The 13,776-nt window shown below is 64.1% G+C and carries 12 protein-coding genes; 5 read left to right on the forward strand and 7 right to left on the reverse strand.

Annotated features, from left to right (window positions below):
• Window positions 1-2 precede the first annotated feature (2 nt).
• Entirely contained in the window at window positions 3-809 is an 807-nt protein-coding gene (locus HCO70_RS01440; RefSeq protein ID WP_172292388.1) for a tyrosinase family protein, read from the forward strand.
• A gap of 12 nt (window positions 810-821) precedes the next feature.
• Window positions 822-1,283: a hypothetical protein gene (locus HCO70_RS01445; protein ID WP_172292390.1), complete on the forward strand. Its 462-nt coding sequence runs from the start codon at window positions 822-824 to the stop codon at window positions 1,281-1,283.
• A gap of 104 nt (window positions 1,284-1,387) precedes the next feature.
• Here HCO70_RS01445 and HCO70_RS01450 read toward each other — a convergent pair whose 3' ends face one another.
• From HCO70_RS01450 to HCO70_RS01460, 3 genes are all read right to left on the reverse strand, one after another.
• Window positions 1,388-2,071, reverse strand: coding sequence for a GNAT family N-acetyltransferase (locus HCO70_RS01450; protein WP_172292392.1), 684 nt, complete (start codon window positions 2,069-2,071; stop codon window positions 1,388-1,390).
• Entirely contained in the window at window positions 2,064-2,564 is a 501-nt protein-coding gene (locus HCO70_RS01455) for a MarR family winged helix-turn-helix transcriptional regulator (protein WP_172292394.1), read from the reverse strand. Before HCO70_RS01455 ends, HCO70_RS01450 begins: the two co-directional genes overlap by 8 nt.
• A gap of 87 nt (window positions 2,565-2,651) precedes the next feature.
• Window positions 2,652-3,410 (reverse strand): hypothetical protein, encoded by a 759-nt coding sequence (locus HCO70_RS01460; protein WP_172292396.1) that lies wholly within the window; start codon window positions 3,408-3,410, stop codon window positions 2,652-2,654.
• Between the two features lie 134 nt (window positions 3,411-3,544).
• Between HCO70_RS01460 and HCO70_RS01465 the strand changes: the two genes are divergently transcribed.
• Window positions 3,545-5,083: a cryptochrome/photolyase family protein gene (locus HCO70_RS01465; protein WP_172292398.1), complete on the forward strand. Its 1,539-nt coding sequence runs from the start codon at window positions 3,545-3,547 to the stop codon at window positions 5,081-5,083.
• Window positions 5,084-5,172: 89 nt separating this feature from the next.
• On the opposite strand, the gene HCO70_RS01470 is transcribed toward HCO70_RS01465, so the two are convergent.
• Together HCO70_RS01470 and HCO70_RS01480 are read right to left on the reverse strand one after the other, a co-directional pair.
• Window positions 5,173-6,150, reverse strand: coding sequence for a hypothetical protein (locus tag HCO70_RS01470; protein WP_172292400.1), 978 nt, complete (start codon window positions 6,148-6,150; stop codon window positions 5,173-5,175).
• Between the two features lie 300 nt (window positions 6,151-6,450).
• On the reverse strand, window positions 6,451-7,920 hold the full coding sequence (locus tag HCO70_RS01480) for a 2-isopropylmalate synthase (protein WP_172292403.1): 1,470 nt from the start codon (window positions 7,918-7,920) through the stop codon (window positions 6,451-6,453).
• A gap of 151 nt (window positions 7,921-8,071) precedes the next feature.
• Here HCO70_RS01480 and HCO70_RS01485 point away from each other — a divergent pair, with 151 nt between their 5' ends.
• Entirely contained in the window at window positions 8,072-9,730 is a 1,659-nt protein-coding gene (locus HCO70_RS01485; protein WP_172292405.1) for an NAD+ synthase, read from the forward strand.
• A 527-nt stretch (window positions 9,731-10,257) separates the two neighbouring features.
• Complete coding sequence (locus HCO70_RS01490) at window positions 10,258-11,985, forward strand: hypothetical protein (protein ID WP_172292407.1); 1,728 nt, start codon at window positions 10,258-10,260, stop codon at window positions 11,983-11,985.
• 350 nt (window positions 11,986-12,335) lie between these two features.
• Here HCO70_RS01490 and HCO70_RS01495 read toward each other — a convergent pair whose 3' ends face one another.
• Together HCO70_RS01495 and HCO70_RS01500 are read right to left on the reverse strand one after the other, a co-directional pair.
• A complete protein-coding gene (locus HCO70_RS01495) occupies window positions 12,336-13,289 on the reverse strand; it encodes a 1-phosphofructokinase family hexose kinase (RefSeq protein ID WP_172292409.1) in 954 nt (317 codons plus the stop codon).
• A gap of 70 nt (window positions 13,290-13,359) precedes the next feature.
• Entirely contained in the window at window positions 13,360-13,770 is a 411-nt protein-coding gene (locus HCO70_RS01500; RefSeq protein ID WP_172292411.1) for a metallopeptidase family protein, read from the reverse strand.
• Window positions 13,771-13,776 lie beyond the last annotated feature (6 nt).

Consider the following 13,776-nt stretch of genomic DNA (forward strand, 5'->3'; position numbering starts at 1 on the left):
TCATGGCCGGATCCATGCGATACCGCTTGCGGGTCGACTTGCCGGACAGCCAGGAGATGATCGATTTCGCCGTGGCGATGCGACGTATCCAGGGAATTTCCGACAACCGGGGCTACAACATCATCGCCGGCGTCCATGGCGCGCCGTTCTGGTATTGCTGGCACCACCAGTTCAGCCGCCGGTCCGACAACCGCGCGCAGCTGTTCCTGCCGTGGCACCGCGCCTACCTTTATTATCTGGACCTTGCCCTGAACGATTTTGTCGAGGAGGGCGGCGTCGCGCAGCCCTGGTGGGACTGGACTGCGATCCGCGAGGTGCCAGAGGGCTACGAGGCGACCGATATCGGCGGCGAGGAAAGCCCGCTGCGTCGCTACCGGATGAACATCGACCTGCCGACCGGCGACATCCGCCGGTTCACCCGCCGGCGGCCAGGGCAGAACCCGGCCGCGCGGCTGCCCACCGAGACCGAAGTGGCGACGGCGCTGAACGACAACGACTGGTCCTCCTTCTCGGACCGGGTGCAGAACATGCACGATCACGTTCACGGCTGGGTCGGCGGCGACATGGGCGACACGACCACCGCCGCCTACGATCCCGTTTTCTACGCGCACCACGCGATGGTCGACCGGATCTGGTACCTCTGGCAGATCCGGAACGGGATCAACACAATCACCGGAAGCCTGCTCGACATCGTCCTCGACCCCTTCGCGATGACGGTGCGCGACGTGCTCGACACGCGCGCGCTGGGCTACGAATATGCCGACACGGCAGAACAGATACCGCCGGTCGACCCGGTGCCCGTGGGCTAAGGGAGAGTAACGATGATCGAGATTTACGAATACAAGGCATTCAAGCCCAAACTCCGCCCCGGCTACGTGCGGGCGGATCTGGAAATCTACGGGATCGACACGTTCCGGCAAAGCTATAGCGGGCTGATCTATTTCAACACGCCACGGCCGGACCCCAAGAACCTGAACCCGGACGATCCGGCCTGCGCCGGGCAGTTCGCCATCTTTGGTCACCTCGAATGCACCGGCGATGACGGACACTGCCACATGCGCGCGCCGCAGCGGTTCGATACTCGCCGGTCGAGCCCGCTGACACCCGCTTTCAAGCGGGTCGAAGTGACAGAGGGTCTGCGACGCGCGCTGGACGATACAGACGAGCTGGCCATCACCATCGTCGTTGCCGACGAACTCGGCTCAAAGGCAGCGGAGGAAGGCTCCGACTACAAGACGCCGCTGCTCAAGTGCAAAGGACTGCAGCTGGTCACTTTCGCCTGAGCCTTCGGGCTCAGGTAATCTTGCAGTCCGCGCCCCGGGCTCGGGAAGCTCCATCCCGAGCCCGACGGTGCGCTTGCAGGCCAGCGCGGCCTGTGACACCGCCGTCAGGCCGGTTCCAGTATCCCGACATGGATCGTCCGGCGCACACGGAATCCCAGCTTTTCGTATAGCGCGATCGCGCCCGTATTGCTGCTGAAGACGTGAAGATAGGGGAGTTCTCCCCGGCCCATGATCCGGTTCAGGACAGTCAGGCACAGTTCCCGCGCATATCCGCGCCCCAGGTAATCCGGGTGGGTGCAGACCCCGCTGAGTTCGGTGAATCCGGGCTGTTTCAGCCGCTCGCCCGCCATCGCGACAAGGCGTCCATCCTGCTCGATCCCCCAGTATTCGCCAAGCAGGTGGACATGCAGCGCGAAGGGGCCGGGATTGGTCAGCGTGGCCAGTTCCAGCATCGCCGGCGCGTCCGCCGCGCTCAGCTTGCGGGCGGCCGGGGCCGCTACTTCCGACACTTCCGGCCGTTCATAGATCATCTGCTGTGCGGGCATATTCGCCGCCATGCGTGCGCCGGGCGGACAGACGATGTCCTCGGCCTGCGGAGTCACCATGCGGCCGCCGGCGGTCACGAGCGCACCGAGGTCGGCAAGGCTCTGCTCGCTGTCATCGCCGGCGGCACCGAACGGGCTGATGTCACTCCGGAATCGGCGCGCGTTGCCGGTGCCGGTGGCGAAACGGCCATGCACGGTCGTCAGCGCGCTCCAGACCGGCCGGTCGAGGATATGCTCATCCATTGCCGCCACTTCCGCCCGTCCGCGTGATGCGCTGCAGCAGCGATGCCTCGTCCAGCGCGGCCTCTAGGTGATCGAGCTGCTCCAGAAGCGGGCCGTCCTGACCGGCCATCAGACCCGCGACGCCGGACTCGATCCGCGGCCAGATGTACTCCCGGCCCTGCGCGACGATATCCCGGCCCCGGTCCGTCAGGCCGACCAGACGCGTCCGCTGATCCGTCTTGCCGCGCTGCACACTGACGATGCCCTGCTTCGCCAGCTGCCCGACGCTGCGGGTCACACCCGGCTGGCTGACGCCCAGCGCCTCGACCAGTTCGTTGACGGAAAGCGGCCCCTGCTCGTCCAGCGCCGCGAGAAGCGGATAATGGCCCGCCTGCACCGGTACGTCATGGTCTGCCATGACTTTCTGGGTTTCTGCCTGCAGCCGCTCGCCAATCCGGCGCAGGCGGCTGCCGAGGGTCAGATAACCCTTCTGACGGACGATATCCTCGACCATACTAGAATTCCTATTCACTGTTATATAACGCGATATATAAAATCTCGCAAACGGTCAACCGGGATCCGGAGACAGCGCCCGGCCTCTTCAGGAAATCATGCAGTCCGCGCCGGGCTCGGGAAGCTCCATCCCCAGCCCGACGGTGGGCGTGTAGTCCAGCGCGGCAATCCGCGCGCCGCCGTCGAAAGCCAGGAAAAGAAGGTTCGCGCCCGCACGGATCGCGATGCCTTCAGGGTCGGAGCCATAGGCGATCAGCGGTTCTGTCCCGATCAAGGTGCCGGAGGCGTCGAACTCGAACAGCGAATTCGTCCCCTCCCAGTCGTCCACGATCAGCAGATGCCCGGTGCGCGGATCGCGCGCGATGCCCTGCGGTTCGGTCAGCGGCGGTTCGAGCAGATCGGCGTGGATGATCTTTTCCACGGTACCGTCCATCCGCACCCAGATGATCCGCGCCGGATCGTCCTCCACCACCACCAGCGTCCCGTTCGGCAGCACGATCATCCCCTCGGTCGCCGCATTCAGGTCGCCCAGGCGGAACGGCTCTCCCCTCGGGGCGCCGTCCTTCGACATCTGCTGATACCGGCCCATGCCGTCCGCCACGATCAGCCCGTCGCCATGAAGCGCGATCGCCTTGATCCGGTAAAGCCCGCTGCGCCAGCGCCGCAGTTCCACGCCATCCAGCGTGACAAGGATCGTCTCCGGCCCCTCGTTGGCGATCCAGAGGCCGCAGAAGGCGGGGTCGTATTCCAGACTGGCAGGCCGGTTCAGGTGGTAGAAGCCGGACAGCTTCAGGTCCAGCGCCGAAGCAGGCCAGGCGATCAGGGCGAGGAACAGGCAAATCCGCATGGCGGCGCCTCCGGGCGACTCGTCGGTTGTTAGGATGGCACTAGGTCCCGCTGGGTCAAGCGGTGCGAGTGTAAGGGGAGCCGGATGGTCAGGTTGACGTGCGGGATGCCCGTTTCTTTTGCGGGGCAGGGCGGATGACGCGGCTGGTTCTGGTACTGGGCGACCAGCTTTCCCCCGACATCGCCGCGCTGAGGGACGCCGACAAGGCGCAGGACACCGTCGTCATGGCCGAAGTCATGGGCGAAGCGACCTATGTTCGCCACCACCCCAAGAAGATCGCCTTCTGCTTCGCCGCCATGCGCAAATTCGCGGCCTCGCTGGAGGCCGACGGCTGGCGCGTCGCCTACACGACGCTGGACGACGAAGACAACACACAGGCCATCGACAGGGAACTGATGCGGCGTCTGTCGGAGACCGGGGCGGACGAGATCATTTACACCGAGCCCGGCGAATGGCGGCTGATCCGCCTGCTGGAGGATTTCGCCGACGCCGCCCCGGTGAAATGCCGCCGGTTCGAGGATGACCGGTTCCTCTGCAGCCACGCGGAATTCGACCGCTGGGCCGACGGGCGCAAGGCGCTGCGCATGGAATACTTCTATCGCGAGATGCGGCGGAAGACCGGCCTGCTGATGGACGGCGGCGATCCGGCAGGGGGCAAATGGAACTTCGACCCCGAAAACCGCAAACCGCCGCCCGACGGCGTGGATTACGGCGGACCGATGCAATTCCAACCGGACGGGACGGTGGAGGATGTTCTATCTATGGTTGAGATTCACTTTCCCAACAATTTCGGAAAGTTGTACCCATTCCGCTTCGCCACAGACCGCGGACAGGTCCGCCGCGCACTTGCACATTTCGTGCAACACGCGCTCCCGCGCTTCGGCGACTACCAGGACGCGATGCTCATCGGCGAACGGTTCCTCTACCACTCGGTCCTGTCGGTCTACCTCAACGCCGGACTGCTCGACCCGATGGAAATCTGCCGCGCCGCCGAAGACGCGTGGCGTGCCGGCGACGTCCCGATCAACGCCGCCGAGGGCTTCATCCGCCAGATCATCGGCTGGCGCGAATACGTGCGCGGCATCTACTTCCGCGAGGGCCCCGATTACCCGCGCCGCAACGCCCTGAACCACCAGCGCAACCTGCCGGATTTCTACTGGAGCGCCGAGACCGACATGCATTGTGTGGCGAAAGCGGTGGAGCAGACCCGCGACGAGGCCTACGCTCATCACATCCAGCGGCTGATGGTCACCGGCAACTTCGCGCTGCTCTCCGGGGTGAACCCGACGCAGGTGCACGAGTGGTACCTCGAGGTCTACGCCGACGCCTATGAATGGGTCGAGGCGCCGAACACGGTAGGGATGAGCCAATACGCGGATGGTGGCATCCTTGGGTCCAAGCCGTACGTCTCCTCAGGCGCTTACATCGACCGGATGTCGGATTACTGCAAATCCTGTGCTTACGATGTGAAACAGAAGACCGGCGACGGCGCATGCCCGTTCAACCTGCTCTACTGGCATTTCCTTGACCGCCACCGCGCCCGGTTCGAAGGCAACGGCCGCATGGCGAACATGTACCGCACGTGGGATAGAATGGACGCGGACCGGAAGGCGGCGGTGCTGGACGGGGCGGAGACGGTCCTGGCGAAGCTGTCGAAGGGGGAGCGGGTTTAGCAATACCTTTCAGATGCGCGCCGCTGATAGCTTCGGTTGCGATGCCCGGGCCTCAACGCCTGGATCGCAACACAGTCTTCCTTGACAGGCTATTGCTGAACCATAGCGAGGAACGTGTTGCGAGCCTTGCGAACCATTTCCAGAGCTTCCTCGACCGGCATGTCATTCAAGATCGGATCACTGTTCCCGGTGCTGACTGTCAAGAGAGAACCGGATCCAAAGGGTCTCCATTCACGGCAGTCAGTCTTGCGGCCATTGGTTTCGATCAGACAAAGCCAGCCCTGTTCCAAGGTTCCATGGCGGACAATGTCAAGCGAACCGCCACCTCTCCAGTACGACTCAGGCACGGGATAGCGGGTCGCGGGCGCAATCAAGACGTTGCTTATGTGCCGATACGGTTCCACGGCGTACATCTCACACCAGGTAGGCGCGTCATTGGTTGCGCAAGCGGAAGTCATGGCCTCTTCGTTGCTTGATGGTGTGATCGAGACGACATTCACGTCGACGGGACGCGTGCCGTTTTGGCTCATCCTGCAGAACAGAGCGTGGTCTGCCTTTTTCTCAGCTCGGCCGAAGAACTTCGCCATCGTCTCTTTCGCAAGGAGGGGTTCCATTTCTGGCGGCAAGTCGAGGATTTCTCCGGCGACACGAACCTGAATCGATTTTCCAATGCAATCGGCGGGGATGTACTGCTTCCAAAGTGCGACACTCGAGAGACCACCGGCAGTCGCGACGAAGAGTCCTGCAAGCAGCATCGGAGGAACGCCGAGATATTTCGGGATGCTGGCCAACATCGCCGCGGCAATGGAAACGGCGAGGGATATGGCAAGGACCAGTACGATGCCCAATCCGGCATATTGACCGGTCGGCGGATCCGACCACAAAAGCCCGACTGGGAGTGCAGCGGCCAGAACGATCAACGGGAGCCGCCACCAACGGCCCATCAGAAACGCCAATCCAGTAAAGAGTCCGGATCCAAGGGCAACGAGAAACAGCTGTGTCGATGGGCCTACGGGAAACATGGTCTGATTGAAGCTCAGGGCCTCGAAGGATTTATTGAATTGCAATTAAATACAGGTTTTCACCGCCTAAGAATTTCTGAATAAAATGACCGCCACAAGTTCTAATCTTGTTGAGAGCACGGCGAAGCTAACCTGTTTGCTGACCGCTCAAATGCTCTTGTTCATTTTTTTCAAACAGCGGTGATCCCTAAACCCGCCCCAGTTCCGCATCCCCCGCGATCCGGACGTACTTGTACCGCGGCGGCATCGGGCGTGCGGGCCAGTCGGGGTCGAAGGTGAAGCTCGACACGCGGCGCTGCGAGAACTGGCAGACCGGAATGTGGTAGATGACCGGGCGGGAAATGCCTACTCGGTCGAGGTGCTCTCACCTTCACCGGAAATCTCGGCGGTGGTCTCGTCCAGCACCCCCTCGGACCACATGCCAGAGGCGACCTGGCCCGAGGCGTAGCGGATCGTGCCCTCGCCCTGGCGGCGGCCATTCTCGAACATGCCTTCGTAGATGTCGCCATTGAAATAAGTGGCGATACCCTCGCCGTTGATCTCGCCGTCCGCCCATTCGCCTTCGTAAGTAAAGCTCTCGTCTTCCTCGGTCTCGGGGTTGTCGGGGATCACGATCTTGCCGGTGCCGTCGCGCTGGCCCTCGACGAACCCGCCTTCGTAAACGGTGCCGTCGGCATAGGTCGCGGTGCCCTCGCCGTGGCGCTGGCCGTCCTGCCACTGGCCGGTATAGGTATAGCCGTCGGCATAGGTCATCGTTCCCTGGCCGTGGTTCTTGGCATCCTTGAACTCGCCCTCGTAGACCAGGCCGTTGGCGTATTCCGCCTTGCCCTGGCCGTCGATCACGCCGCCGCGCCACTCGCCTTCATAAGACGATCCGTCGGGATAGATGATGCGGCCCTGACCCTCGGCCAGATCGTCGCGGAACTCGCCGACATAGATAGACCCGTCGGGATAGGTGACCTGTCCCTCGCCCTCGATCCGGCCCGCGACCCATTCGCCCAGATAGGCGTAACCGTCCGTGCCGTAGAAAGATCCCTGGCCGTGGCGGCGGTCATTCTCGAACGCACCCTCGTAGACGTCGCCATTCGCATAAGTGACCTTGCCCTGGCCCTGACGTTCGCCGTTGACGAATGCGCCCTCGTAGACGTCGCCATTGGGCTGGGTCAGGGTGCCGGTGCCGTTGATCTGGCCCTCGGCCCATTCGCCGTTATAGACCAGCCCCGACGGCATCGTCAGCGTGCCCGTGCCCGAGCGCTGGCCGTTCACCAGCGTGCCTTCATAGACGGCGCCGTCGGGATATGTGATCTTGCCTTCCCCTTCCTTCACGCCGTTGACCCAGGCACCTTCGTAGATATAGCCGTTCGGGCTTTCCATCCTGCCCTGGCCGTGATGCATCGCATCCTGGAAACCGCCGGTATAGTTCACGCCATTGGCGTAGACCGCGGTGCCCTCGCCATTGATCTTGCCGTCGACCCAGTCGCCCTCATACGTGCCGCCATCGGCGAAGGTGATCTTGCCGAAGCCCGAGGGCTTGCCCTGTTCGAAATTGCCTTCGTAGACCGAACCGTTGGGGAAGCGCGCGACACCCTGGCCGCGGATCTCGCCCTCGACCCAGGCGCCGGTGTATTCGTAGCCGTTCGGCAGGCGGTAGGTGCCGGTGCCGTCCTGCTTGCCGTCCTTGAACGTGCCCTCGTAAACGCCGCCATCCTCGTACTGCTTGACCTGGACCTCGCCGTCTTCCTGCGCGTGTGCCGCGCCCGAAAGGCAGGCGAGAACCACGCCCGACAAAGCCGCAATTCTCCGGGATGTCTGCACGTCGCCCCCTCTCTGGTCGGACCCTGTTAATCCTGTATCGCTTTTGCGGAAACCTAAAGCCAAGGTCCGGGACGGGCAACGGTTTTTGCCCCATTCGGCTTTCCATGGCCGTGCAGTCTGCTAAGACGCAAGTCACGTTACGGAGAGAGACATGGCCGACAGGTTTCGCCTGACCCTGGCACAACTGAACCCCACGGTCGGCGCGATCGAGGCCAATGCCGACGCGGCATTCGCCGCGTGGGAGGCCGGCAAGGCCGCGGGCGCAGACATGGTCGCGCTGCCCGAGATGTTCGTGACCGGTTACAACACCCAGGATCTGGTCGCGAAGCCCGCCTTCCGCCGCCACGCAGTCGACGCGATCCACTCGCTGGCCGCGCTCTGCGCCGACGGTCCGACGCTCGGCATCGGCGGGCCGCATCACGAGGATGGCGAGCTTTTCAACGCCTATTACGTCCTCACCGGCGGCAACATCGTCAGCCGTGTCCTGAAGCACCACCTGCCCAACGAAACCGTGTTCGACGAGGTGCGGATCTACGATTCCGGTCCCCTCGGCGGCCCCTATTCCGTGGGCAACACCCGTGTCGGCACCCCGATCTGCGAGGATGCCTGGTACGAGGACGTGGCCGAAACCCTGGCCGAAACCGGGGCCGAATTCCTGCTGGTCCCGAACGGCTCGCCCTATTACCGCGGCAAGCTGGAAACGCGCCTGAACCACATGGTTTCGCGCGTGGTCGAAACCGGTCTGCCGCTGATCTACCTGAACATGGTGGGCGGGCAGGACGACCAGATCTTCGACGGCGCCACCTTCGGCCTGAACCCGCATGGCGAGCTTGCCTTCATCATGCCCGCCTTCGACGAAGAGATCCGCACCATCGAGCTGGAGCGCACCCCCGAAGGCTGGCGCATCCTGTCAGGGGGCGAGACGCCGCAGCCCGACGTCTGGGAACAGGACTATCGCGCCATGGTCGAGGCGGTGCGCGACTATTTCCGCAAGACCGGCTTCTCGAAGGCGCTGCTGGGCCTGTCGGGCGGCGTCGACTCCGCGCTCGTCGCCGTGATCGCCGCCGACGCCCTCGGGCCGGAAAACGTGCGCTGCGTGATGCTGCCTTCCGAGTACACCTCCGACCATTCGCTCGAGGATGCGGAAGCCGTGGCAAAGGCTCTGGGCTGCCGCTACGACTACGTTCCGATCTCCGGGCCGCGCGCGGCGGTGACCGAGGCGCTCGCGCCGCTCTTCGAAGGGCTGAAACCGGACGTGACGGAAGAAAACATCCAGTCGCGCCTCCGGGGCCTGATGCTGATGGCGCTGTCGAACAAGTTCGGCGAGATGCTCCTGACCACCGGCAACAAGTCCGAGGTGGCGGTGGGCTACGCCACGATCTACGGCGACATGGCCGGCGGGTACAATCCGCTGAAGGATCTCTACAAAACCCGGGTCTTCGAGACCTGCCGCTGGCGCAACGCCAATCACCGCGACTGGATGATGGGCCCGGCAAAAGAGGTCATTCCGCCCCGCGTCATCGACAAGCCGCCCTCTGCCGAACTGCGCGCAGACCAGAAGGACGAGGACTCGCTGCCGCCCTACGAGGATCTGGACGTGATCCTCGAACAGCTGATCGACCACGAAGCCTCCGTCGCCGAGGTGGTGGCGATGGGCTACGACCACGCGGTGGTCAAGAAGGTCGAGAACCTGATCTACATCTCGGAATACAAACGCTTCCAGTCCGCGCCCGGCGCGCGTCTGAGCAAGCGGGCCTTCTGGCTGGACCGGCGCTACCCGATCGTGAACCGCTGGCGGGATCCCAGCTGACGGTTGCTGTCAGGCGTGGCGCCTACGCGGCGCCAACTCTCTGCGAACCCTAATGCGTCCGTTCGGCGTATGCCGTCCCCAAGCGCCCCGCCCGGCGGCACGCCGGGCAGCGCCGGCCCGCCCCCACCTGGGCAAAACTTCCGGAGATGACGGCGCAAGAGGCACGGTGTCGGGGGGGCTTTCTGGTACCAAAACGCGCCACTTCATCGCGCCTCGTCGGTCCGCCGCCGCCCGGCATCCCGTCTGACCTATCCGATCGGCATACCCTCATGTTCGCATAGGTTGAGCTAGAGCTATGAATTTCCCGGTAAGTATGTTATCATCTTCGAATTGTTTAATTGTAATGCTTTCCATGAAGGATCGCGCGATGCGTTATTTTGCCATTCTGATGCTCTCGCTGCTTTTCCTGGGGCTGGGTCAGTTCGCTGCCGATGCGCAGCATGTTCCCTGCAACCCGGTGTTTGACGAGTGCGGGTAAACCACGTTGATCGGTAGCACTTCTGGAGGGACTCATGGGGGATGAGTTCATGGCGAGTGATTTTTATATTGCGTTGTTTTTTGGTGGTTTCACGATCTGGGTATTTTCCCGGGATCAGTTTGAACGGCCTTCCTACCAGCCATCCAAGGAACTGAAACGGATCGCGGAATTCCTGCAGCCGTCGGACCTGCGGAACCGGCGCATCGCGCTGTCGGCGCGGGCCTTTTACACGGCGATGCTGCTGCTGATCTACGTGGCCTGCAGTTTCTTCATGATCGGGCCCATCGGGCAGGCCTTCGGATTCCAGTCCAACCTGGTCAACGAGGTGATGCTGGCGCCCATCGCGGTCAGCTTCGCGATGGTCGGCCTGGCGCCCGCCGTGCGCCCGCTTCAGAAATTCGAGGAACTGCTGCGCGTCGCGTCGCACCGTGTCTCCGGCATTCCGGCACGGCTGATCGCCGGGGCGCAGATCCTGAACGCCCGCAAGCTGGACTTCGGCGAGGCGCAGCAGGGCTGCCTGATTTCGGATCGGGACTGGGAACGGATGCGCCACTACTCCGACTGCGCGCATGGCATCCTGGACGACCCCGACGATTTCGACCGCGATATCACCAAGATCTTCGCGTTCCGCGCCTGGGTCATCCGGCAGAACCTGTTCTCGCACAAGTCGCCGCCTCCGGCGCGGATTTCAAGGAACGAGGTATCGCTGGGGGATTCCATCGAGCGGCTGGTACACAGCCTCGACAGCCTGTCCGCCTTCATGCCCCAGGACGAGAACGACCCGGCAACGCCCTCCCGCGACCGGACCGAGTGGGAACGCTATGCCAAGGATGCGGACGAGCTTGCCTCGGACCTCTGCGCGCTGCTGATGCTCTATGTCGAGCATGGCGTGCTGGGCGTGCGTACCGACCTGGAGACCGAAGCAGAAGAAGCCCTGACCGTGCAGGCGGCGTTCTTCCACAACATCGAGTTCAGCGAGGCCGATCACCGGATCACCAACAGTGTCTGGGTCCGGGCGACCATAACGGCCGTGGTCAGCGCCTTTGTCGTGAGCATCGCCTATTCGGCCTTCGATCCGTCGGCGGGTTCGGGGATGCTGCGGACCGTCACCAACGCGGTTCAGACGGCGCTGTCGGCGCTGCTGATCTACGTGCCCTCGATCCTCTTCGCGCTGCTTCTGCACGACCAGAGGGTCAAGTCGAACACGTGGCCCAGCCTCTACCGGGAAGACTGGACGAACTGGATGGTTCCGGTGATGTGGATCGGGCTGGCCTGCGCGGCCTTTGCCGCGATCGGGCTGGTCGCGTTCAACCTGTATGCGATGGCGATCGAACATGGATTGGCTGCCGTAGTCGCAAAGTTCTGGCAGGCGGCTTTCTTTGCGCTGCTGGTCGAGGGGCCGCGCGGGTTCCTTGCGTCGATCCTGGTGATCGGGCTGATCGCCCTGTTCGACGGCTGGCGCGCAGGGGCGGGGTCAAGCTGGCGTTACGGTGTGACCATTCTGGTCGGTGTGTCGATGTTCGCAACCTCCGCCATCGCCCAGGGCTGGGCGATCCAGGTCTCGCGCGAGATTCATTGTGCCGGTGATGCGGCTTGCATAGAGGCGCTTCCGACGATCTGGGCCCTGCTGTTCACCGATCCGCTCCTCGCACTCGCAGGGCTGCGTTCCTGCATCGTGGGTGTGATGGTGATGATTGTAAGCGCCCGGACGCTGCATGTCGGGATGGATGCGTTCAACCGCACGGCCGGGCAGGAGATACCGGCGCCGGTAAAGTAGCGGCCTAGGGGGGCGTGCCTGCACGCACCGCCCGCCAGGCTCCGAGGGCACTGCGCGAGCCCGTTGCGATCTCTGCGCGCATGTTCTGCCCGGTTCGGGGCGGCGCTGCTGGCGATGAAGGGACTAGGCGGGGCAGCGGGGCTTTCGGGCCGCAGCCGTGCCACACAAACGCACCCCGTCGGGCCGGCATTGCCCGACGTGCTTCATGCCCTGAGGCCGGGTACATTCGCGAGCCAGTCAGACAAGGCCCGCCCCCCCCAAAGCCGTTAAAGCCGCACCGTCCCCACACAGACGTTTGCGCTAACATGCCTGAAATCAATGACTTGACCCCCCGTCCCCATGGGGACGCCTCAGATTTCCTCCAGCAGGCACCCCTCCAGGATCCGCTCCACCGTCGGCATTTCACAAAGCCGGGTGCCCAGCGTCATGCACGCCGCCGCCGCCGCCGCGACCCCGAATTTCAGGCACTCCGGCAGCGTTTCCTCCCGTGCCAGAGCCAGGGTGAAGGCCCCAACGAAACTGTCCCCGGCCCCCACCTTCGAGACCACCTCCACCGGCGATCCCGGCGCCGCGTGCCACGCCCCCTCGGCGGTGCACAGGACCGACCCGTCCGCCCCCCGCGCCACGATCACGTTCGCCGCCACGCCCCGGTCGATCAGGTCCTTCGCGAAGGCCGCCGTATCGGCCCGCTTGGTCAGCGCCCGGCCCGCCAGCTCCTCCGCCTCCGCATCGTCCATCCGCAGGACATGGACGGCATCGTTCCTCTGCTGGACGAGGTTGAACAGCGCCGGGCCGGAGGTATCGACGATCAGCCGCGCGCCCCGCCCGGCCACGTGCTGCGACAGGATCGAAGGGAATTCCTTGGCGACGCCCGGCGGCTGACTGCCGGAGAGCACCACCATCGTCCCCTCGCCCGCCGACTGGTCGATGGAATTGAGCCCGCGCTGCACGTCCGCCTCGGTCCAGATCGGGCCGGGCATGACGAACCGGTACTGGACGTTTTCCTCCTGGTCGGTGACCGAGAAGCTGAGGCGGGACTCGCCCGGGCCCTGGAACGCGACGGTGGGCACCCCTTCCAGCGCCAGGAGCTGCAGCAGCTGCGCGCCGGCGCCGCCGCCGATGGCGATCAAAGCAGTCGCCTGGCCGCCGAGATTGCGCACCGCCCGCGCCACGTTGATGCCGCCCCCGCCGGGATCGATATGCGGCTCGGTGCAGCGCAGCTTGTGCTCGGGATAGACCGACGGCGCGGAGGTGGCGAAATCCACCGTCGGGTTCAAGGTGATGGTCACGATGTCGGTGCGCATGCGGTGTCCCTGTCCTGGCTTTCCCCTTGCCTAGCTTGCAATCGCAAGGGTTTCCAGCGTCAGCGGCCCGTCATTCCCACCAGCGATCAATGCTGGCGATATCATCGTCGGACCAACCGAAATGGTGGGCCATCTCGTGCACCACCACATGCGCCACCAGCGCGCCAAGCGGCTGGTCGCCGCGGGTCGCCCATTCGTCGAGGATCGGACGGCGGAACAGCCAGACGGTGTCCGGCTGAAGCGGCTGGTCGAAGGTGGATTTCTCGGTCATCGGGATGCCGTCGTAAAGGCCGGTCAGCTCGAACGGGTCGTCAAGATCCAGATCCGCCAGTAACTCATCGGAGGCGAAATCCTCTACCTGAAGCACCACCTCGCGCGCGGCCTTGTCGAAGGGTGCTGGCAGCGCCTCGAGCGCGGCGCGGGCGAGCGTCTCGATGGCCTCGAGATCGGGGGCCGTCCAGTCGGAGGGATCCTGCGTCATGGCGGC

It is taken from the genome of Pseudoruegeria sp. HB172150 (genome assembly GCF_013184805.1).
GTDB lineage: Bacteria > Pseudomonadota > Alphaproteobacteria > Rhodobacterales > Rhodobacteraceae > Psychromarinibacter.